The organism is Streptomyces sp. NPDC003016 (genome assembly GCF_053591455.1).
The window spans coordinates 1-23,893 of sequence record NZ_JBSFTV010000065.1 but is presented as its reverse complement, the minus strand read 5'-3'; the positions used below and the strand labels follow the sequence as shown (position 1 = coordinate 23,893).

General features: G+C 73.0%; 3 protein-coding genes and 1 pseudogene. All 4 read right to left on the bottom strand.

Going from position 1 to position 23,893, the window contains the following annotated elements; genetic code table 11:
• Nucleotides 1-7,563: an amino acid adenylation domain-containing protein gene (locus ACWDZ4_RS33510; protein WP_451512164.1), complete on the bottom strand. Its 7,563-nt coding sequence runs from the start codon at nucleotides 7,561-7,563 to the stop codon at nucleotides 1-3.
• Nucleotides 7,560-22,070: an amino acid adenylation domain-containing protein gene (locus ACWDZ4_RS33505; RefSeq protein ID WP_451512163.1), complete on the bottom strand. Its 14,511-nt coding sequence runs from the start codon at nucleotides 22,068-22,070 to the stop codon at nucleotides 7,560-7,562. Before ACWDZ4_RS33505 ends, ACWDZ4_RS33510 begins: the two co-directional genes overlap by 4 nt.
• A 397-nt stretch (nucleotides 22,071-22,467) precedes the next feature.
• Entirely contained in the window at nucleotides 22,468-22,686 is a 219-nt protein-coding gene (locus ACWDZ4_RS33500) for an MbtH family protein (protein ID WP_451512167.1), read from the bottom strand.
• Nucleotides 22,687-23,419: 733 nt separating this feature from the next.
• Nucleotides 23,420-23,815 (bottom strand): annotated as a pseudogene (locus tag ACWDZ4_RS33495) (NAD(P)-dependent oxidoreductase); the annotation flags it as partial.
• Between the last annotated feature and the right edge of the window lie 78 nt (nucleotides 23,816-23,893).

The following is a 23,893-nucleotide window of genomic DNA, read 5'->3' as shown; positions in this document are numbered from 1 at the left end:
CTACGCCTTCCGCGGTACGGGCAGGAAGCCCGTTTCCTGGAAATAGGTCAGGTACCGGGCCAGGATCTCGTCGGTCAGCACAGGATGATGCACGCCCAGGTCCGCCAGCGCCTTGTCCGTCCGGCTCGAGTCGAACCGCTCGTGGTCGGTCGCCCCGTGTCGCGTCTCCCCCTCGTCTCCGAGGAACAGCTGTGCCGCGTTGTCCTCCTGCGCCGCGACGCGAGCCTGCCACTGCGACAAGGACGTCTGCCGCAGCTCGTGACCCAGGCGGGCGGCCGCTTCGAAGACCCGGTCCAGGGTCGGGGCGTCCGGGTTGGTGAGGTGATAGGTGTGGGTGCCCGACCGGCCGGTCGAAGAGAGCGCCACGATCGCTGCGCTGACGTGATCCACCGGCACCCAGTCCGTCGAACCGGACGGCAGGTCCGGCACCGCTCCGGCCTGGAGGCACCCCTTGATGAGTTGCCACAGCAGGTCGCGGTCCTGGCAGGCACCGGTGGTGGTGTCGCCGCTGATGCGGCCAGGCCGGTGGACGGTCACCGGCAGGCCCCGTTCGCGGGCGATCCCGATGAGTCCCTCGGCCACCCACTTGCTTTGCGCGTATCCGTCGGGCAGGTCGCTCTCCGGTCCCGTCGGGGTCGACTCGGTGATGGGGGCGGGGCGGGGAGCGGGGGCGTAGACGCCCGTGGTCGAGACGTAGTGCATCCCGGGCGAGGTGGCGGAGTCGGCGAGCAGGCGGAGCAGTTCCGCCGTGCCGGCCACGTTGGGAGCGTGCAGGTCGGCGTACCCGGCGGCGAAGTTGACGCGTGCTCCGTTGTGCACGACCGGGCCGAGGCGGCGGGCCAGCGCGGTGCGGTCCTCGGACGACAGGCCGAGGCCGGGGGCTGCGAGATCACCGGGGACGGGGCGGATCAGGTCCGCGTACCGGGGGTTCCACAGGCGGTAGCGCTCCAGGTTGGCCCTCAGTCGCTCTGCAGCCCGCTGCTCGTCCTTGGCACGTACCAGGCAGTCGACCGGTCCGTCACTGCTCTCGATGAGGTCGCGCAGGAGGAAGGCGCCCAGGAAGCCGGAGGCGCCGGTGAGCAGGGGCCGGGCGGAGGGGCGTGAGGGCCTGCGGGCGGGGGCGGGCACCGGGACCGCCCGGTGCCGGTCCGCGCCGGTGATGTCTGCGGCCAGGCGGGCCTCGGCGGCGAGGTCGGGTGCGGCGGTCCTCTCCTGGCCGGTCTCTCCCGGTGCGCGTTCCAAGAGGCGGTCGACGCCTTCGACGGTGGGGGCGGCGAACAGAGCGCGCAGGGAGAGGCGGCGGCCGCACCGCTCCCCGATCCGCCGGGCCAGGGTCACGGCGAGCAGTGAGTGCCCGCCGAGGGCGAAGAAGTCGTCCGTGACGCCGACCTCGGACATGCCGAGCGTCTCGGCGAACACCTCGCACAGGAGGCGTTCGCGGGTGGTACGCGGGGGGCGGCCCCCGGCCGCGCTCCGGTCGGGGGCGGGAAGGGCGCGCCGGTCGGTCTTGCCGTTGGGGGTGAGGGGCAGGGCGTCGAGGCGCACGCAGGCGGCGGGGATCATGTGGTCGGGCAGGGTGGTGGCCAGACGGGCGCGCACCTCGGCCTCGTCCGGGCCTTCCGTGCCGTCCGCGGGCACGGTGTAGGCGATCAGACGCCGGTCGCCGGGCCGGTCCTCGCGGACGACGGCGCAGGCCGCGGCGACGCCGGGCAGTGCGGTGAGCGCGGCCTCGATCTCACCGAGCTCGATGCGGAAGCCGCGGAGCTTGACCTGGTCGTCGACGCGGGAGACGTAGACGAGTTCTCCGTCGGCCGTCCAGCGCACCAGGTCTCCGGTGCGGTACATGCGGCCCCCCGCGCGGTCGAACGGGTCGGCCACGAAGCGGGACGCCGTCAGGCCGGTCTGCCGGTGGTAGCCGCGGGCCACTCCCTCGCCGGAGACGTACAGTTCGCCGACGACGCCGGGCGGCACGGGGGCCAGCCGGTCGTCCAGGACGTGGACCCGGGTGCCGTTGACAGGGCCGCCGATCGGCACGGTGCGGTCCGGGGCAAGTGGTCCGTCCGCGTGCTGGAAGCTGCTCATGGTGGCGCAGACGGTGGTCTCCGTGGGGCCGTAGGCGTTGACGAGGAACCGGTCGCGTGCCCAGGTGTGCACCAGGGCCGGGGAGCACGCCTCGCCTGCGAGGACGAGTGTCGTCCCGGCGGGCAAGGAGCCAGGAGGCATCACTGCGAGGGCGGCGGGTGGCAGGGTGAGGTGGGTGACACCCCGCTCGCGGACCAGGGCGGCGAGGGCGGGGCCGGGCATCAGGGCGTCGCGTTCGTCGATCTCCAGACAGGCGCCGGAGAGCAGTCCCATGCACAGCTCCCAGAACGCTGCGTCGAAGCTGACGGAGGCCATGTGGAGCACCCGGCTGCCGGGGGTCACGCGCAGCCGCTCGCTCTGGGTCCTGGCCATGGCACCGGCGCCCCGGTGGGTGACCACGACGCCCTTGGGGCGGCCGGTGGAGCCGGAGGTGTAGATGATGTAAGCCGGATGCGCCGGCAGGAGGGCGGGCCGGGCGACGGCCTGCGCGGCCGTCGGGGCGCTGTTGGGGAAGTCCGCGACGTGCACGGACGGCACTGCGGACTTCGGAAGCCTGCGGTGGATGGCGGGCGTGGTCAGGAGTAGGCGTGGCCGGGCGTCGTCGAGCATATGGGTCAGGCGCCGGGCCGGGTAGTCCGGGTCGAGCGGCACGTAGGCGGCACCGGCCTTGAGGACGCCGAGGAGGGCCACGACGAGCTCATGGGTGCGGGGCAGGGCAACGGCCACCCGGTCCTCGGGGCCGACGCCCAGGGCGGCGAGGTGGTGGGCGACTGCATCGGCGCGGGCGTCCAGCTCCGAGTAGGTGAGGGTGGTGCGGGCGTCACGGACGGCCGGGGCGCCCGGCGTGTGCCGGGCCCGCTGTTCGAAGAGGGCCGGGACGGTGGCCGCGGGCACGTCCTCGACGGGTCCGGTCCCCCAGGCCGTGAGTCGGGCGCGCTCGTCGGGGTTGAGGACCTCGTAAGTGCGCAGCGGGCGGTCCGGGTCGGCGGCGGCGGTCCCCAGGAGCAGGACGAGACGGTCGGCGAGACCGCGGACCGTGGCGAGGTCGAAGAGTTCCGTGGCGTAGTCGACGGTGGCCCGCATGCCGCTGGGTGTGCCGTCGTCGTCGCGTGTCTCGGTGAAGGTGAAGGACAGGTCGAACTTGCTCACCCCGGACAGGGCCGGGACTCCGCTGACGGTGAGGCCGGGTAGGTCGAGGGGGGCAGCGTGGACGTGGTTCTGCAGGACGAGCATGGTCTGGAAGAGAGGGTGGTGGTTCTGTGAGCGGACGGGGTTGAGCAGTTCCACCAGTCGCTCGAAGGGGATGTCCTGGTGGGCGTGCGCGGAGAGGTTGACCTCCTTGACCCGGTCCAGGAGTTCGCGGAAGGTCGGGTCGCCCGTCAGGTCGGTGCGCAGCACGAGGGTGTTGACGAAGAGGCCGACGAGGTCGGAGGCCGCCTCGTCGGTGCGTCCGGCGACGGCCGTGCCCAGTGGGATGTCGGTGCCCGCGCCGTGCCGGGACAGGACGGTCGCGAGGGCCGCCTGCAGCACCATGAAGACACTGCATCCGCTGGCGCGGGCGAGGTCCGTGACGCGTCGGGCGGTGACGCGGTCGAGGCCGAAGTCGTGGGTGGCACCCGTGTGCCGGGACACGGCGGGGCGTGCGTGGTCCCACGGCAGGTCGATCATCTCCGGAAGGTCTCGCAACGCCTCTTTCCAGTAGACGAGTTGCCGGGATACGAGGCTTTCGGGGTCGTGCTCGTCGCCGAGCAGACGGCGCTGCCAGAGGGTGTAGTCGGCGTAGTCGACGGGGGGTTCGGACCACGCGGGGGCCGACCGGGTCTCTGCGCGGGCCCGGTAGGCGGTGCCGAGGTCCTGGGCCAGGGGTGCCAGGGACGAGCCGTCGGCGGCGATGTGGTGGAGCACCAGGACCAGGAGGTGCGCGTCGTTGGCCGGGCGCAGCAGGGTTGCCCGGATCGGGAGGGTGTGCTCGATGTCGATCGGCTCGGTCGCGAGGGCTGCGATCCGGTCAGGGAGTTCGTCCTCGCCGACGGTTTCGAGGGTGAAGGGTACGCGGACGTCGTCCGGGTCGGAAATGAGCTGGCGCGGCCCGTTGCCGTCTTCGGGGAACAGCGTGCGCAGGGCCGCGTGGCGGGTGACGACGTCGTGCAGGGCGTGGCGTAGGGCTTCGGCGTCGAGCGGCCCGTCGACGCGGACGGCGAACGGGATGTTGTAGGTGGCGGAGGGTCCGTCGAGCCGGTGGAGGAACCACAGGCGGTTCTGGGCGTAGGACAGGGGGAGCGCGCCGGAGCGCTCCTGCGGGACGAGGGCGGGGCGGGCTGGCCGGTCCGCTCGTTCCAGGGCCTGGGCGAGGGTGGCGACGGTGGGATTCTCGAAGAGGGTGCGGATCTCGGTCTCTGTGTCGAGGGCGGTGCGGAGGCGGCCCACGAGGCGGGTGGCGAGCAGGGAGTGGCCGCCGAGGGCGAAGAAGTCGTCGTCGACGCTGACGTGGTGCAGGCCGAGGACGTCGGCGAAGAGCCCGGCGAGGATCTCCTCGTGGTCGGTGCGCGGCGCCCGGCCCGCTGTGCGGGCCGGTGTGGCGGGCGCGGGCAGGGCCGCCCGGTCGACCTTCCCGTTGAGGGTCAGCGGCAGGGTGTCGAGGGTCTGGAAGGCGGTCGGCACCATGTAGGCGGGCAGGTGGCGGCCGATGTGCGCGCTGAGCCGATCGGGGTCGGGCACGTGCCCCGGGACGGGGACGACGTAGGCGGTGAGGGTGCGGTCGCCGGGCAGGTCCTCGCGGACCAGGACGCAGGCGGACCGCACGGACGGCTCTGCGCACAGCGCCGCCTCGATCTCGCCGGGTTCGATGCGGTGGCCGCGGAGTTTGATCTGCTGGTCGGCTCGGGTCACGTAGTGCAGGAGGCCGTCGGGGCCCCAGCGTACGAGGTCGCCGGTGCGGTACATGCGCTCCCCCGCGGCGGCGAACGGGTCGGCGACGAACCGGGTGGCGGTGAGGTCCGGGCGCCCGAGGTAGCCGCGGGCGACACCGGGCCCCGCGACGTACAGTTCGCCCTCGGCGCCGAGCGGTACGGGGCGCAGCGCCGGGTCCAGGACGTAGGCGCGCATGCCGTCCAGCGGCCTCCCGATGGGGGGCACGACGCCAGGGGCGTCGTCGGGGCGCACACGGTGGAGGGTAGCGAAGGTGGTGGTCTCCGTGGGCCCGTAGGCGTTGAGGAAGGCGGTGCTGGGGTGGGCGGCGGCAAGGCGCTGGTGGACGCCGGGTGCGGCGGCCTCCCCGCCGGCGGCCGCCAGGCGCAGCAGGCCCAAGGCGTCAGGGTCGGTTTCAGCGATCACGTCGAACAAGGCTGTCGTCAGGAACGCCGCGGTCACGCCGTGGCGGGCGACGAGGTCGCGGAGCACGGCGGGCTGGAGAGTGCCCTCGGGAGCCACCACGATGCGTCCGCCGTTGAGGAGGGGCGTCCAGATCTCGAACGTGGAGGCGTCGAAGACGTAGGCCGAATGCATCAGCACTGCGTCGGACACGCCGTCCGCCCATGTCTGGTCGGCCGCGAGGGCGGTGATGTCGGCGTGGGTGACGCCGACGCCCTTGGGGATGCCGGTGGAGCCGGAGGTGAACATCACGTACGCCAGCCGGTCGCCACCACGGACGGTGGGGAGAGCACCGGGTGTGGCCGGGGCGCCCTGTTCGACGCGGCCGGCGGCATCGACGCTCAGCACGGCGAAGTCCGGGCTGAGCGTGCGCACCCAGGGGTGCGTGCGGGTGGTCGCGTCGACGATCAGGGCGCGCACGGAGGCGACGTCAGCGACACGGGCGAGGCGTTCGGCGGGCCAGCGCGGGTCGAGGGGCACGTAGGCGGCCCCTGCGCGCAGGGCGGCCAGGGAGGCGGTGACGAGGGCGGTGGAGCGGCCCGTGAGGATACCGATGCCGTCCTCGGTGCCGATGCCGAGCCCGCTGAGCGCACGGGCCGTGTCGTCGGAGACGTCGAGGAGCCGCCGGTAGGTGAGCTGTTCGCCCGCGCCGGACACAGCGACCGCGTCCGGGTGGCGGGCGGCGTGCCGGGCGACGGCGTCGGGGACGCTCTCCGCGGTCGGGGCGCTGCCGAGTGCGGCGCCGCGCCCTTGGTTCAGGAGCGCGTCGCACTCGCCGTCCAGGAGGACGGGGACGGCGTCGGCGCGGAGGTCGAGTCCGTCCGCCATCGCCGTCAGCAGGCGGCGCATGCGGGCGACGGTGCGGGCCACCTCTTCGCGGTCGAGCACGGCCGCGCGGTAGCCGAAGGTGATGCTCAGGGCGTCGCCGGGGGCGATCGTGAGGGTGAGGGGGTAGTGGGCCGCGTCGGTGCCGCTGAACCCGGTGACGGCGAGGTCGGGCAGGGCCTGCTGCGCGGTGCGCAGTGCCTGAGCGTCCATCGGGTAGTTCTCGAACACGGCGAGCGTGTCGAAAAGTTCGTCCAGGCCGGTGATCCCGCGTATCTCGGTGAGGCCCACGTGCTGGCTGCCGAGGAGGCGGCCCTGTTCCTCCTGGAGCCGGGTCAGGAGCGCGGCCAGGGTCTCGCCGGGCTCGGGGCGCAGCCGTACGGGCACGGTGTTGATGAACAGGCCGACCATCGTCTCGATGCCGGGGATCTCCGGCGGGCGGCCGGAGACGGTGGTGCCGAACAGCACGTCGGGGCGTCCGGTGAGCCGCCCGAGGAGCAGTCCCCAGGCGCCCTGGACCAGGGTGTTGAGGGTCAGCCGGTGGGCGCGGGCCGTTTCGCGCAGCCGGCTCGTGGTGACCGGGTCCAGGTGGAGGGCGAGTTTTCGGGGGAGCTCGCCGGAGCCCGGGGCGTCCGCGGCCGCACGCCCGGCGAGCAGGGTGGGCGCCTCGATCCCGGCCAGGGCTGCGCGCCAGGCGTCCAGGGCGGCCGTGCGGTCCTGCCGTGCCAACCAGGCGAGGTAGTCGCGGTAGGGGGCGACGCGCGGCAGGGCGCTGTCGTCGCCGCGGGCGGCGTACAGCTCGAACAGTTCACGGACGAGCAGGGGCATCGACCATCCGTCGAGAAGGATGTGGTGGCTCGTCATCACCAGCCGGGAGCGCAGCGGAGCCATGCGCACCAGGGTGAACCGCATCAGGGGCGGGGTGGTGAGGTCGAAGCGGCGGATCCGGTCGGCGGCGAGGAAGGCAGTGAGGCGTTCCTCCGCGGTGCCCATGGCGTCCGCACCGGTCAGGTCGAGTTCCTCCAGCGGCGTCGGCACCTCGGCGGCGACGGCCTGCACGGGTTCGTCCAGGTCCTCGTGGAGGAACCCGACCCGCAGGTTGGCGTGGCGGCGCAGCAGGCCGGCGACGGCGGCCCGCAGCGCGGGAACGCTGACGGGGCCTTCGAGGTCGAAGACGAACTGCGCGGTGTAGACGTCGACGGCGTCGGAGTCGTACAGCGCGTGGAAGAGCATGCCGGCCTGCAACGGCGTCAGCGGCAGTACGTCCTCCAGTTGGAACCCGGTCACTTGCGTCCACCCCACTTGTTCTGCAGTCGGTCGATCTGGGCCTGGTCGAGCGAGACCAGGGGAAGGTCGGACGGTGTGTAGCCGCCCGCGTCGGGTCGTTCGGCGTGTTCAGCGATCGCGCTCAGCGCGCGGGTGAAGGTCTCGGAGAGCGCTTCGACGTCCTCCTCCTTGAGGAGGTCGCCGGGCCAGGTCCAGCGGGTCACCAGGTGCGGTCCGTCCGGCCGGTCCTCGGTGTGCGCGTTGATGTCGATGACGTGGTGGACGGGCATGTCCGGGTCCTGGCTGCGCGGCCCTCCGCCGTCGAGCAGCACCTCCCAGTCGGCGTCCGCTCCCGCACCGCCGTGCGCCGCCCCGCCCTGGGCCGCGTACCGGCCGAGGTAGTTGAAGCCGATCTGGGGTTCGGGTGTGGCGGCCAGCCGGGAGCGGGTGGCGGGGTTGAGGTGGCGCAGCATGCCGAAGCCGACGCCGTGGTCGGGGACGGTCCGTAGCTGTTCCTTGACGCGTTTGAGGGCGCGTTCGACCAGGTCGGCCCCGAAGTGTCCCGGGTCGCGGGCGTCGAGGGGGCCGGGGTCGAGGAGTACCGGGTAGAGGCTGGTGAACCAGCCCACCGTGCGGGAGAGATCGATGTCGTCGGTGATCTGCTCGCGGCCGTGGCTCTCCAGGTGGAGCAGGACGCCGTTCGCGGCCTGCGGGGCGCCGCCGGGGGCCTGTTCCGCGCGCCAGGACCGGACGGCGAGTGCGAGGCCCGTGAGCAGGACGTCGTCCACCCCCGCGTGGAAGGCGGCGGGGGCCGTGGTGAGCAGGGTCTTCGTGGCGGCGGTGGGCAGGTGGGTGGTAAGGGTGCTGGTCCGGTCGGCGGTGTCGAGGCCCGGGTCGAGCGGCCGGCGTCCCAGTGGCGGGTCCGGGGTGCTCACCGTCGTTTCCCACAGCGGGAGTTCCGCCGTCCGCGCGGGTCCGTGCGCCTGGGCGGCCAGGAGCCGCGCCCAGTGCCGGTAGGGGGTGGTGACGGCGGGCAGTACCGCTGTCGTGGGCCGTTCGCCGGCGGGCGCTGCGGTGACCGCCTGCCAGGCGGTGGCCAGGTCCCCGGCGAGGATGCGCCAGGACACCGCGTCGACCGCCAGGTGGTGCACGACGAGCAGCAGCCGGCCGCGCGCGTGCGGGCCGGCGTCGGCCCAGACGGCTTCGAACACGTTCCCCTCCGCTGGTCGCAGCCGCTCGCGGGCCTGTTCGCCCGCCTCGGTGACGACGGCGCGGACGCCGTCGTCGGCGAGACCCGAGACGTCGACACGGGTGAGGCGGCTGCGTGCCGTGACGGCGCCCGGCGGCAGGGCTTCGAGGACGGTTTCGCCGTTGCCCGTGCGGGCGGTGCGCAGGCGGAGCATGTCGTGGTGGTCGAGCAGGAGTTGGAGGGCGGTGGCGAGGCTGTCCTCGTCCGCGCCGGCGGGGGTGCGCAGCACCCCGGACTGGTTGTAGCCGTCCGTGGCTCCGGGCCGCTCCAGGAACCAGGCGGCGATGGGGGTCGGCGGCATTGTTCCGGCGCCGTCCTCGACAGGGTTCGCGGTGTGCCTGCCGAGCACGTCGGCGACGGCGGCGATGGCCTCCGGCGTGCGGTGGGTGAAGACATCGCGCGGGGTGATGCCGAGGCCGGCCTCACGGACCCGGCTGACCAGTTGGATCGACAGGATGCTGTCGCCGCCGAGGGCGAAGAAGTCGTCGTCGGTGCGGACGGCCGGGGTGTGCAGCATGGAGGCGAACACGTCGCACAGGACGCGTTCGTGCGCGGTGCGCGGCTCGCCGCCCGGCCCTGCCGCAAGAGGGCGCTCGGGGACGGGCATGGCCCGCCGGTCGACCTTGCCGTTGGGCAGCAGCGGCAGGGCGTCGAGGGCGACGAAGACGGCAGGGACCATGTACGGCGGAAGGGACGACGCCAGCCTGGCGCGCAGTTCGGCGTCGGAGGGCGGTGCGGCGGGGCCGCCGTCGGAAGCGGTGTAGGCGACCAGTCGGCGCTCGCCGGGCCGGTCCTCGCGGACGAGGACGCAGCCGGCGGCGACGCCGTCGAGGGCGGTGAGGGCGGCCTCGATCTCGCCGGGCTCGATGCGGAAGCCGTTCAGCTTGACCTGGTCGTCGGCGCGGGAGACGAAGGTGAGCAGGCCCTCGGCGTCGCGCCGCACGAGGTCGCCCGTGCGGTACATGCGGCTCCCGGGGGGACCGTACGGGTCGGCGACGAACCGGGATGCGGTCAGTCCGGGGCGGCGCAGGTATCCGCGCGCCAGGCCGCCGCCCGCGACGTAGAGCTCGCCGGTGACGCCGGGCGGCACCGGCCGGAGGGCTGTGTCCAGGACATGGGTCCGGGTGTTGTCGACGGGGCGGCCGAGGGGCACGCTCCCTTCCACCGCCGCGGTCTCCGTCCCTCCGCCCCGGTGGTGGTGGTGGTGGGCGGTGGCGTCGATGGTCGTCTCGGTGGGGCCGTACAGGTTGTGGACCTCGACGTCCCAGGCGTGCCGGACGCGTTCCGCCAGGGACGGGGGCAGGGGTTCGCCGCCGCACAGGACGGCCCGCAGGGCGGCGGGGGCCCGGTCGGGGCCGGTCTCGGTGAGGACGAGCGAGAGGTGCGAGGGCACGAACTGGGCGATCGTCGCACCCGCGTCGCGCAGGCGGTCCAGCAGCGCGGCGGGGTCGTGGTTGAGGGCGGGCGGCACGGGGCAGGTCGAGCCGCCGTGCAGGAGCGGCAGCCAGGTCTCCCAGACAGACGCGTCGAAGCTCGGCGAGGTGCGGGCGAGCACCCGGTCCTCGCCGGTCAGACCGAGGTGGCCGGCCATCCACGCCATGTGGTTGACCAGGGAGGCGTGGGTGACGACGACGCCCTTGGGACGGCCGGTGGAGCCCGAGGTGTAGATGACGTACGCGGCGTCGCGCGGGTCCGGCGCCGCCGGGGGCTCCGTGCGCCCGGTCGACCAGGCGGTCCGGTCGTCGAGCGCCAGGCAGGGCACGGACAGGCCGTGCTTCTCCGGGCGGGCGTCACTGTGGGTGAGGAGCAGGGACGGGCGGGCGTCGTCGAAGATGTGGGCGACGCGCGCCTGGGGGTAGTCCAGGTCGACCGGCAGGTACGCGGCGCCGGCCTTGGTCACCGCCAGCATCGCGACGACGTGGTCGGCGGTGCCTTCGAGGGCGAGGGCGACCAGGTCGCCGCGGCCGACGCCCCGGTCGAGCAGGTGGTGCGCCAGGTCGTTCGAGAGCGCGTCGAGTTCGCCGAAGGTGAGGTGGAGCGCGCCGTCCCGCACGGCGACCGCCCCGGGGGTCCGCTCGTACTGTGCGCGGAACGCCTCGGGCGCCGTGCGCGCCGCGAGTGCCCTGACCGGACCGTGCGCGGCGCGTTCCAGGCTCTGACGCTCGGCGGGGTCCAGGACATCGACGGCATGGACGCGCCGGTCCGGGTCGGCGACGAGGACGCCCAGCAGCCGGGTCAGTCTGGCGGCGAGGGCATGCGCGGTGGGGTGGGCGAAGAGTTCGGTGGAGAACTCCAGGACGCCGTCGAGGCCGGCGGGCCGGCCCGTGCCGTCGTGCGTCTCGGAGAAGGTGAAGGTCAGGTCGAATTTGCTGATGCCGGTGCGGACGGGCTGTTCCGTCACCGCGAGGCCGGGCAGGTCCACCGTGGCGCCGGACTGGTTCTGCAGCACCAGCATGGTCTGGAACAGCGGGTGGTGGTTCTGGGCCCGGACCGGGCTGAGGGCGTCCACGAGCCGCTCGAACGGCACGTCCTGGTGGGCGTAGGCGGCCAGGTCGAACTCCCGTACCCGGTCGATCACTTCGCCGAAGGTGGGGTCGCCGCTCAGGTCGGTCCGCAGCACGAGGGTGTTGACGAAGAAGCCCACCAGGTCGTCCAGGGCCTCGTCGGTGCGCCCGGCGACCGCGGTGCCGAGCGGGATGTCCTCACCGGCGCCGTGCCGGGACAGGAGTACCGACAGGGCCGCCTGGAGCACCATGAACAGGCTGGACCCGCGGGTCCGGGCGAGGTCGGCGAGGGCCCGGTGGGTTTCGGCGTCGACGTGGAAGCCGAAGGCGTCGCCGCGGTGCTCCGTGACCGCAGGGCGCGGCCGGTCGCAGGGCAGTTCGAGCAGGTCGGGCGCGCCGGCCAGCGCGGCGCGCCAGAAGTCCAGCTGGCGTGCGGCGGGACTGGACGGGTCGTCCTCGTCGCCGAGCAGCGCGCGCTGCCACAGGGTGTAGTCGGCGTACTGGACGGCGAGTCCCGTCCAGGCGGGTTCGCCGCCCTCGGCGCGGGCCCGGTAGGCCTCGCCCAGGTCCCGGGCGAGCGGGGCCAGGGACCAGCCGTCGCCCGCGATGTGGTGGACGAGCAGGACCAGGACGTGGGCCCGCTCGCCGAGCCGCACCAGCCGGGCTCGTACGGGCAGGTCCGTGCCGACGTCGAAGGCGTGGGCCGCCTCGGCTGCCAGCACCGCGTCGAGCCGGGAGGGATCGGCGTCGCGGGGTGTCAGGTCGAGGTCGGCATCGCCGGCGTCGCGGACGACCTGGCGCGGCACCCCGTCGGTGTCGGGGAAGACGGTGCGCAGGCTCTCGTGCCGGCCGACGACGTCCATGAGGGCGCTCCGCAGGGCGTCCGCGTCGAGCGGGCCGTCCAGGCGCAGCACGAGCGGCACGTTGTAGGTCGCGCTGGGGCCCTCGAACCGGTTGAGGAACCACAGGCGCCGCTGCGCGAAGGAGAGCGGCAGCGGATCGGGCCGGTCGGGGATGCGCTCCAGTGGCGTCCTGGCCGCTTCGGCGCCGTCCAGCACGGCGGCGAGCGCGGCCGGCGTCGGGTGCTCGAAGAGGGCCTTGACCTGGATCTCCACCCCGAGCACGGTACGGATGCGGGCGGCGAGCCGCGTGGCCAACAGGGAGTGGCCGCCCAGGGCGAAGAAGTCGTCATCGACGCCCGCCCCGGTGAGGCCGAGGACGTCGGCGAAGAGTCCGCACAGGATCTCCTCGCGGGCGGTGCGGGCGGCGCGCCCGCGGCCCGGGGCGTGGTGCACGGGCTCGGGGAGGGCCGACCGGTCCACCTTGCCGTTCAGGGTCAGCGGAAGCGCGTCGAGCAGGACGAACGCGGAGGGCGCCATGTAGGCGGGCAGGGACCGGCCGACGGCCCTCGCCAGCTCTCCGGGCTCGGGGCGCGCGCCGGAGGCGGGCACCACGTAGGCAACGAGCCGCCGGTCGCCGGGGGTGTCCTCGCGGACCACGGCGAAGGCGTCGGCGACGCCCTCCTGGGACGCCAGCACGCCCTCGATCTCGCCGAGTTCGATGCGGTAGCCGCGCAGCTTCACCTGCCCGTCGGCGCGCGTGACGTACTCGATCTGCCCGTCGCGGGTCCACCGGACGAGGTCTCCGGTGCGGTACATGCGCCCGCCGGCGGGGCCGAACGGGTCGGCCACGAAGCGCGTGGCGGTCAGGCCCGGAAGCCGGGTGTAGCCGCGTGCCACGCCGCGCCCCGCGAGGTACAGCTCGCCCACCACGCCCGGCGGGACCGGGCCCAGGGAGCTGTCGAGGACGTACAGGCGCATGCCGTCCAGGGCGCGCCCGATGGGCGGCGGGCCCGGGGGCAGGTCGGCCGCCACGTCGTGGCGGGTGGCGAAGGTCGTCGTCTCGGTGGGGCCGTAGACGTGGAGGACGCGCAGGCCGGGAGCGATACCCGCGACGCGCTGCATGGCGTCGGGGGACGCCAGTTCCCCGCCGGCGCAGACGAGCCGCAGGCCGGCGAAGGCGCCGGGGTCGGTCTCGGCGATGACGTTGAACAGGGCGGTGGTCAGGAAGACGGCGGTGACCCCGTGGGTGTGGACGGCGTCGTCGAGGACCCGGGCCTCCAGGACACCGTCCGGTGCGACGACGACCCGGCCGCCGTTCAGGAGCGGGGCCCATATCTCGAAGGTGGAGGCGTCGAAGACGTACGCCGAGTGCATCAGAACCGCGTCGACGGCACCACCCTGCCAGGCGGAGTCGGCGGTGAGCGCGACCACGTCGGCGTGGGTGACGCCGACGCCCTTGGGCACGCCGGTCGAGCCGGAGGTGAACATCACGTAGGCGAGGGTCCCGGGGCCCGGCACGGCGGCCGGGCTGCCCGGGTGCTCCGGCACGCCCCGCAGGACCCGGCCGGCCCGGTCCACGACGACGACCGGGATGCGGCGGGCCGTCGCGGCCACCCACGGGGACACGAGGGCGTCCTGGTCGACGACGAGGACCCGCACGGCCGCGAGTCCGGCGACCTGGTCGAGCCGCTCCTCGGGCCAGCGTGCGTCCAGCGGGACGTAGGCGCCGGCCGCGCGGACCGTGCCGAGGCACGCCGCCACGACGGCCGGTGACCGCGTGAGCAGCACACCTACCCCGGACTCGGGGCCGACGCCGTGGCCGGCCAGGACGCGGGCGAGGTCGGCGGAGATCTGGTTGAGTTCGGCGTAGCTGAGGGCGTTGGCGCCGTCGTCGACGGCCACCGCGTCCGGTGTGCGGCGCGCCTGGGCCGCGAAGTGCGCGGGCAGGGTGGCTTCCGCGGCGTCGGTGGGCAGGCAGTGGCCGGTGCCCCAGTGCGTGACGCGGGCGTGCTCGTCCCGGGACATCAGGTCGTAGGCTGCCAGCGGCAGGCCGGGGTCGGCGGCGGCTTGGTCCAGGAGGCGTACCAGCCGGTCCGCGAAGGTCTCGACGGTGGCCCGGTCGAAGAGGGCGGTGGCGTACTCGACCCCGGCGGTCAGGCCTCCCTCGTCCGGCTCCTCCGTGAATGCGAAGGTGAGATCGAACTTGCTCAGGCCGTTGTGGACGAGCCGGTCGTTGACGGTGACGTTGGGGAGGTCCGGGCGCGCGGTCTCCTGGTTCTGCAGGACGAGCATGGTCTGGAACAGCGGATGGTGGTTGTGCGCTCTGACGGGGTTGACGCTCTCGACCAGCCGCTCGAAGGGGACGTCTTGGTGCTCGTAGGCGGCCAGGTCGAACTCCCGGACACGTAGCAGGAGTTCGCGGAAAGTTGGCGCGCCGGAGAGGTCTGTGCGCAGGACGAGCGTGTTGACGAAGAACCCGACCATGTCCTCCAGGGCCTCGTCCGTGCGTCCGGCGACGGGCGAGCCGAGCGGAATGTCGTCGCCCGCTCCGTGCCGGTGCAGCAGGGCTGCGACCGCTGCTTGGAGGACCATGAACAGGCTGCTGCCCGACTCCCTCGCCAGCCGTTTGAGCCGGGCGTGCAGGACGGGCGGCACGTCGAAGGTGTGGACCGCGCCGCGCGGGTCGGTGGTGAGCGGGCGGGGCCGGTCCAGCGGCAGGTCGATCAGTCCGGGCAGTCCCGCCAGAGCGGTGTGCCAGTGGTCGAGCTGCTGCCGCAGGACGCTCTGCGGTTCGACGGCGTTTCCCAGAGTGGCGTGCTGCCAGAGGGTGTAGTCGGCGTACTGGAGGGGGACGCCGGCGGCCGGGTCGGGTTCGCGGCCCGCGAGACGGGCCCGGTAGGCGTCCCCGAGGTGGCGGGCGAGCGGGGCGAGGGACCAGCCGTCACCCGCGATGTGGTGCAGGACGAGCAACAGGACGTGGCGGTCGGGTGCGGACCGCAGGAGCAGGGCGCGCAGCGGAAGGTCCGCGACGACGTCGAACGGCTCCTGTACGGCGGCCAGGACTGCTGCCTCAAGGTCGGCGGGTGCAGTGCTCTCCACGGGCAGGTCGGGGGCGGCATCGTCGACGGGAAGGACTCGTTGGCAGGGGACGCCGTCCCGTTCGGGGAAGAGGGTGCGCAGCGTCTCGTGCCGCTCCACGACGTCGCGCAGTGCGGCGCGCAGCGCGTCGGTGTCCAGGGGGCCCTCGAGTTCGAGCACCAGCGGGATGTTGTAGGCGGAACTGGGGCCTTCGAGCCGGTTGAGGAACCACAGGCGCTGCTGCGCGGAGGACAGCGGCAGCGGATCTGGCCGCTGTCCGGCGGGCACCACGGGCGGGCGGGCCCGGCCCGGCGCGTCGAGGACGCGGGCCAGGCCGGCCGCGGTCGGGTGCTCGAAGAGGGTGCGCACCTCGATGTCCGCGCCCAGGACGGTGCGGACGCGGCTGACGACGCGCATGGCGAGGAGCGAGTGGCCGCCGAGGTCGAAGAAGTTGTCGTGCGGGCCGACGGTGGACCGGCCCAGCACGTCGGCGAGGATTCCGGCCAGCAGGTCCTCCCGAAGGGTGCGCTGCCCGGGTCCGGCGGAGGAGTCGGTGTCCGGCTCGGGTTCCGGCAGGGCGCGCCGGTCGACCTTGCCGTTGGGTAAGAGCGGCAGGTCGTCCAGGAGGACGACTGTGCTGGGCACCATGTAGTGCGGGAGCGTCCGGGCGAGGGCGTCGGTCAGGGCGGCGGGGCGCAGGGCCGGGTCGCCGGTGACGGCGTAGGCGACGAGGCGGCGCAGGCCGGGCACGTCCTCGCGGATCAGGGCGCAGGCGGCCGTGACACCGGGGCGGACCAGGAGGGCGGCCTCGACCTCCCCGAGCTCGATGCGGAATCCGCGGAGTTTGACCTGGTCGTCGCTGCGGGCTACGTAGTCGAGCAGACCGTGCCGATTCCAGCGGACGAGGTCGCCCGTGCGGTACATGCGGGCCCCGGTGGCGTCAAACGGGTCGGCGACGAAGCGGGCGGCGGTCAGACCCGTGCGGTGCAGGTAGCCGCGGGCGAGGTTGGGCCCCGACAGATAGAGCTCTCCGGTGACGCCGGGCGGCACGGGCCGCAGCCGGCTGTCGAGGACGTAGGTGCGCATGGTGTCGACGGGGCGCCCGATCGGCACGGTGTCGGACGGCGGGCCGACGTCCGCGGATGACGGGCCGGTGTCCGCGGACGACGGGTCGGTGTCGGTATCCGGGCTGCCGACCCGGTGGGCGGTCACGTCGATGGTCGCCTCGGTGGGGCCGTAGAGGTTGTGCACTTCGGCCCCCCACAGACCGGTGACGTCGTCAGCGAGCGCGCGGGGCAGGGGCTCGCCGCCGCACAGGACGGCGCGCAGGCCGGGCAGCGGCGCCGCGTGTGCCGCCTCCGCGAGGACGAGGGTCAGGTGTGAGGGCACGAACTGGGCAACGGTGACACCGAAGCGGCTCATCCAGGAGACGAGTTCCTCCGGTTCGCGGTTGGCGTCCTGCGGCAGCACGCAGACCTCGGCGCCATTCGTCAACGGCAACCACAGCTCCCACCCAGAGGCATCGAAGCTGGTTGACGTGCGGGCCAGGACGCGGTCGTCCGCGGTGAGCGCCAGGTGCCGGACCATCCACTCCATGTGGTTGGCCAGGGCCGCGTGCGGCACCACCACGCCCTTGGGGCGGCCGGTGGAACCCGAGGTGTAGATGACGTACGCGGGGTCCGACGGGTGTGGTGCGTCGGGCGCGGGCGCGACGGGGTCGGCGGGCCGGGTGGCGGGGTCGTCCAGGGACAGCCACGGCAGGTCACCGGCCGGCAGGCTCGCGTGCACCTCCGTAGTGGCCAGGAGCAGGGTCGGGCGGGCGTCGTCGAGCATGTGCCGGATGCGGGCGGGCGGGTACCCGGGGTCGATCGGCAGGTAGGCGGCGCCGGCCCGGAGGATGGCCAGCATGGCGACGGCGGTGTCCACGGACGGCGGTACTGCGAGGGCTACCCGGTCCTCGCGTCCCGCGCCCCGCTCGCGAAGGAGGTGGGCCACGGCGTCAGCGCGGGCGTCGAGTTCGGCGTACGTGAGGCTCGTTCGCGCGTCGCGTACGGCGACCGCGAAGGGGGTGCGCGCGGCCCACTCCCTGACCGCTTCGGGCACGGTCCGGGCGGGCAGGGGACGCTGCGCTCCGCGTCCTCTGTCGAGGAGGCGCTGCCGCTCGCCGGGCGCGAGCGGGTCGAGGTCGCCAACGGCCCGGTCGGGGTCAGTCACGGCCTGGGTGAGGACGCGGGCGAAGCGGCCGCACAGGGCGCGGGCGGTGGCGGCGTCGAAGAGGTCGGTGGCGTATTCCAGGTATCCGCCGATGCCGGCCGGGGAGCCGCCGGACGCGTGCCCGGTGAAGCCCGCGGAACCGGTGCTGTCGACGCCTTCTGAGGCTTCGACGGCTTCGACGGCTTCGACGGCTTCGACGAGCGAGAACGTCAGGTCGAACTTGCTGATGCGGGTGTGGCGGGACCGGTCCCGCACGCTCACGCCGGGCAGATCGAGAGCCGCCCGCTCCTGGTTCTGCAGGACCAGCATGGCCTGGAACAACGGGTGGTGGTCACCGGACCGTTCGGGGTTGATCTCCTCGACGATCCGTTCGAAGGGGATGTCGCTGCGGCTGAAGGCAGCGATGTCGAATTTCTTCACCCGGTCGAGCAGTTCACGGAAGGTCGGATCGCCGGACAGGTCCGTGCGCAGGACGACGGTGTTCACGAAGAATCCGACCAGGCCGTCGAGTGCTTCCTCGGTGCGTCCTGCCACTGCGGTGCCCAGCGGGATGTCCGTGCCGGCACCGTGGGCGTGCAGTGTCACGGCGAGAGCGGCCTGGAGCACCATGAAGGGGGTGCAGCCGGTGGCGCGGGCGAGCCGGATGAGCGCACTGTGCTCGGTGGCCGGCAGTTCGAAGGGGACGGCTTCGCCGCGGTGGCTCGGCACGGCGGGTCGCGGCCGGTCGAGGGGCAGTTCGAGCAGGTTGGGGGCCCCGCGCAGCGCCTCCTGCCAGAAGGCGAGCTGGCGGGCGGCCAGGCTCTCAGGGTCTGCGACGTCGCCGAGCAGTTCGCGCTGCCACAGTGCGTAGTCGGCGTACTGCACGGCGAGCGAGGGCCAGTCGGGGACGCCCGTGCCCGCTGTCCTGGCCCGGTAGGCGGCGCCGAGGTCGCGGCTGAGCGGGGCGAGGGACCAGCCGTCGGCGGCGATGTGGTGCAGGACGAGGACCAGGACGTGCCGGTCGGCGTCCGGCCGGAGCAGATAGGCACGGACGGCGATGTCCCCGGCGAGGTCGAAGGGCATGGCGGTCAGGCGGCGCACCGTCTCCTCGACCCAGGCGTCGGTGTCCTGTCCGGCGGGCGGACGCTTCACGGCGAGCGGGACGCGCGAAACGGCGGCGCTCGCCTCGAGGATCTCCTGACGGGCGACACCGTCCCGTTCGGCGAAAACGGTGCGCAGGCTTTCATGCCGGGCGATCACATCGGCCAGGGCACCACCCAAGGCGTCGGTGTCGAGCGGGCCGTGGAGTTCGAGGGCAAGCGGAACGTTGTAGGTGTCGTTGGGCCCCTCGATACGGTTGAGGAACCACAGGCGCTGCTGCGCGAAGGACAGTGGGACCGCTCCGGGCCGCCGCTGCGGTACGAGGGCGGGGCGGGCGGCGGCGGCGGTGTCGAGGGCGACCGCGAGCTGGGCGACCGTCGGGTGGTCGAAGAGGGTGCGCAGGTCGACCTCGATGCCCAGGACTGCGCGCACCCGGCCGGTGAGGCGGACGGCGAGCAAGGAGTGGCCGCCCAGGGAGAAGAAGTTGTCGTCGACCCCGACCGTCTGCACGCCCAGGACGTCGGCGAAGAGGCCGGCCAGCACCTCCTCGTGGGCTGTGCGCGGGGCACGGCCGGACGCGGCGGCGGCCCGGGGAGCGGGGAGGGCGCGCCGGTCGACCTTGCCGTTGGCGTTCAGGGGCAGCGCGTCAAGGGGGACGAAGACGGACGGCACCATGTAGCTGGGCAGTGCACGTCCCACGCGGCGGGCGAGTGCGGCGTCGTCCGGCCGCCCCCCGGAGGCCGGTACGACGTAGGCGACGAGCCGGCGATCGCCGGGTGCGTCCTCGCGGACCAGGACACAGGCGGCGCGCACGTTCGGGTCGGTGAGCAGGGCATTCTCGATCTCGGCGGGTTCGATGCGGAACCCTCGGAGCTTGACTTGTCCGTCCGCGCGCCCGACGTACTCGATGTCGCCGTGCGCCGTCCAGCGCACGAGATCGCCGGTGCGATACATTCGGCCGCCGCGCCCGTCGTACGGATCGGCGACGAACCTGGCGCCGGTGAGCGCCGCCCGGCCCTGGTAGCCGCGGGCGACGCCATGACCGCTCACGTACAGCTCTCCCACCACGCCGGCCGGCACCATGCCCAGGGTGTCGTCGAGCACGTACAGGCGCATCCCGTCGAGGGCCCGGCCGATGGGCGGCGCGCCCGCCGTGTCGGGGGTGACTGGATGGCGCGCGGCGAAGGTCGTGGTCTCGGTGGGGCCGTAAGCGTGCAGGACACGCGTGCTGGGCGCGGCCGCGGCCACCCGCTGCATCAGATCTGCGGAGGCCGCCTCGCCGCCGGCGGCGACCAGGCGCAGCCCGGCGAACGCCGCCGGGCGCGCTTCGGCCACCACGTTGAACAGGGCGGTCGTCATGAACACCGCGGTCACGCCGTGCCGGTTCACCCTGTCCTCGAGGACATGCGCCTCGAGGACCCCCTCGGGAGCGACGACGACTCGGCCACCGTTCAGGAGCGGGACCCAGATCTCGAACGTGGAGGCGTCGAAGACGTAGGCCGAGTGCATCAGCACGGCGTCGGATACGCCGTGCTGCCAGGCGGTGTCGGCAGCCAGCGCGAGGACGTCGGCGTGGGTGACGCCGACGCCCTTGGGCAGGCCGGTGGATCCGGAGGTGAACATCACATACGCGAGCCGGTCGCCGCGGGTCACTCTGGGGAGGGGGCCAGGACGCCGGGGAGCGCCGCGCACGAGGCCGCCGAGGTCGTCGACGACGATGACCGGCAGTGTGGTGATCCGTTCCCGCACCCATGGGTGGTCAGCGGAGGCCTCGTCGACCACCAGAGCGCGCAGCCGGGCGACTTCGGCGACACGGCCGAGCCGTTCGGCCGGCCAGGCCGCGTCCAGTGGCACGTACGCCGCGCCCGCGCCGACGGCGCCGAGCGTCGCGACGACCACCGCCGCCGTGCGGCCCGCGAGGACGCCGATGCCGTCCTCGGCGCCGACGCCCCACCCGGCCAGGGCGACGGAGAGGTCCTGCGCCGCGCGCGCCAGTTCCCGGTAGGTGAGGGTGGCGGCGTCGCCCACGACGGCCGGGGCGTGGGGGGTCCGGCGGGCCTGGGCGTCGAACGCCTGTGTCAGGCTCGGTGCCACGGTCCCTGCTGGCAGGTCGGCGCCACGCCCTTGGGCGAGCAGCGCGGCCTCGGTGGCGTCGTCGAGTAGGGGCAGGTCGCGTAGCGGGGTGTCTGCGTCCGCCCCGGCCAGCACGGACAGGAAGGAGACGACGGCGTGCTGGTGCAGCCGCACGTCCTGGGGGTGGTAGAGCTCGAGGTTGGTGTCGAAGCCGATCAACGGCCCCGTGCCTTCGGACCGTTCGGAGACGAAGAGGGACACGTCGTCGACCGGGCCGATGGACAGCACGCGGGAGGAAGCGGGACTGCCACCGAACTCGAGGTCGTAGTCGTAGCCCATGATATTGACGACAACGTCGGTCAGGCGCGCCGCGTCGCCGGTCAAGTTCAGTTCGCGGGCGAGTTGTTCGCGGGAGAAGCGGCGATGGCGCAGGGCGCCGCGCATCTCGGCGGCGACGGTGCGCACGAGGGCGCCGACCGTCAGGTCCGGGGTGATGGTCAGGCGCAGTGGCAGGATGTTGGCGGTCATGCCGACGATGTGCCGCAGCCCGCCGTGGCGGCCGTTGGACGCGAGGCCGACCGTGACGTCCCGGGTCCCCGTGGCCCGGCTGACGTAGGCGGCGACGGCGCTCACCAGGACGGCGGTCCAGCTGGTGCGGTGGCCGGCAGCGAGTCGGCGCAGGTCCTCGAAGACGGCGACGGGCAGAGTCTGGCCGTTGTGCAGCTGGACGTCGACCCCGGTGGGCGCGGCCGGATCGGGTGCGTCGGTGCGGCGGCGGATCAGTGTGCCGCCTCGCGTGGCCGTGTCGTTCCCGGTGCCGGGTGTGCCGGGGCGGTCCGTGGCCAGGTCGGCGAACTTGTCGGTCCAGTAGGCCCGGTCGGCTTCGTACCGGCCGGAGCGGCGGTAGGCCGTCTCGTCGGCTACGAGTTCGCGCAGGGATGCGGCGGGCAGTTCGACCTCCGCGAGGTTCTCGCCACGCACGGCGCGCGTGTAGAGGTCGGCCACGGTGCGGGCGAACACCGCGCCGCCGAGGCCGTCGACGGTGATGTGGTGGTAGCGGAGATACCAGAAGTGCAGCTGGGGGCCGAGCCGCAGCAGCGCGAAGTGGTGGTGCGGAGCGTCGAGGCGGTCCACGGTGGCCATGTCGTCGGCCATGTAACGCTCGGCCTCGGCGACGGGATCGCTGGTTTCGGACAGATTCACCACGTGGAGCCGACCCGTTTCGGCCAACGCGCCGCGAGCGATGCGCTGGCGGACTTTTTCGTCCTCTACGACGAACTCGACGTTGAGGCTGTCACAGAGAGCAGCGGCGCGGCTCACGGCGGCGTCGAACAATTCCTCGTCGAGGGTGCCGCGAATTTCCAGGCACTCCCCAATGTTGTATTTCGGGCTGTCCGGGTCGACCATCTGTCCGTACCAGACACCCTGCTGAGCTGCAGTCAGTTCAAATGGTTCCTGGGGGCCCGTGAGCGAGCGGTTTTCCTGCATTCCGGAAGACACCTTTGGGGAGAGGTTTTCGGGGACGGCAAAGAGAGCGGTGGCGCATTCGGCGTGCCGTCGCACCGACAGCCGACGACGAGTCCGAGAAATCACAGCGGAACGCCGCCACGCCAAGCGTCAGGCACCGGCGGAGCCCCACGCCGATCGGGGGGTTCCGCAGGATGAAGGCGTCCTCTCCGCATCGCGGATCCACGCGGGAGGGCACTGAAGATCCGGGGAGCCGCGGAGGGGAACGCGAGCGCACGGGCACGAACGCGATATGACCGACCTCTGCCCGTGCCTGGCCGGTTCCACTCAGGCGGGAGCGGAACCGATGCGCGGGCAGGGTGACATCGGGGCGCGGGGCTACTCTCCGGTCCGGGGCGACACGGCGGCCCGCGCACCCCTAACCGGCATCGGTCTCCATCGCCCGCACCAGACTGGCGGGTCGCATATCGCTCCAGGCGCCCTCGATCGCGTCCAGGCATTCCTGACGCGATCCTTCCGGGCCGTCGGCCCGCCACCCTCCCGGAATTTCCAGATGCGTCGGCCACAGCGAGTACTGACCTTCCTCGTTGACCAACGCCACGAACCGTCCCGACTCATCGTCGAAAGGATTAGTCACGACCTTCCCCACCTCTTGTCGATCCATCTCGAATATTTCATCTGCGATCTCGATGGCACTGCTTCGTCCGCCCGCCCGCCGCACCGTCCGGAAACTGCATAGGAATGCGACATGTTGCGCCTTCAAGTAACTGACAGCAACACTGACAGCCGTGCCCTCTTCGACGCGTTCACGCCAATCACCTTAGAGGAAACTCGGCACCGAGACGCGTACGTCAGTCCGGTTACCGACTGGTACTAAAGAGATTGACAACGACACGATTGTGTCCAGGCATATGACACATTCCTTCGGCCGGAAAGATTCCGGACAATCGATGTCCCCCTTGGGGTGGTTTCTCTTCCTATCGACCATGCACTTTCGGCTGCCCTCGCCTCTTTGAAATCGCCCATGCGCACATGGGAGGCGTGCCGAGCTACCGTGCGCCGGGTGTGCGCCCCTTTCGACCCGCCCCGTTCCCGGCCGAGCAGACGAAAGTCGCCGACGCCCTCGGACGCCGAATCGCTTTCGTCTTGGGCATTCGCAGGTCAGGAGAGTGGGGGCGGCACGGGGCGTAGTGCCGATGCGGCGGGTGGAACAGCGGGCTCGGCTAGGAGTCGCCAGGTTTCGAGTGGGGCGAAGGCGCGCTCGCCCGGAGCGCGCAGGATGCAGACGGCCGCGGCCGCCGCCGAAGTGTCCCCGGTCCGGATGAGGAAGATGACGAGGCTGACGACGCAGGCACCGCTCCCCGCCATGTTCACCAGCGTCGGCCGGCCCAGGGCCCGCCGCGGGGTGACCCGGGACCGCATCGGCGAAGGGCCGCGCCCGCCACGTCGTCCTCCCGCAGGAACGGGCGAATTCGTCCGGGAGTCGACGTGACGCTGTCCGCATCGCCGAACGGGTCATGCCTGCGGCGTGGGGGTACGGGGTGCAAGTACGGGTTGTCGGCGAGGGCCGAGGAGAACCTGGGGCCCTCCACGCCGAAGACGTCGGCTGCGGCTCGCCGGGGTCCGGACAGGGGATCGCGCAGCGCGCGGTCGAGGGCCGACTCGCCGACCACGTTCGCCCGGGCTGTGTTGACCAGTACCGACTCCGGTCGCATCAGCCGCAGCTCTTCCGTCCCGAGGAAGCCTTCGGTCTCCGTGGTGTCGGTACATGTACATGTACCGACACCCCACCCAGCCCCTCAACAGATAGGCCCCGGGCCGAAACGAAGAGCGGCTGAAAGACA

What these genes read in the sequence shown, in the direction of transcription:
- ACWDZ4_RS33505 (WP_451512163.1), bottom strand. Translation starts at nt 22,070, where the DNA reads ATGCAGGAAAACCGCTCGCTCACGGGCCCCCAGGAACCATTTGAACTG.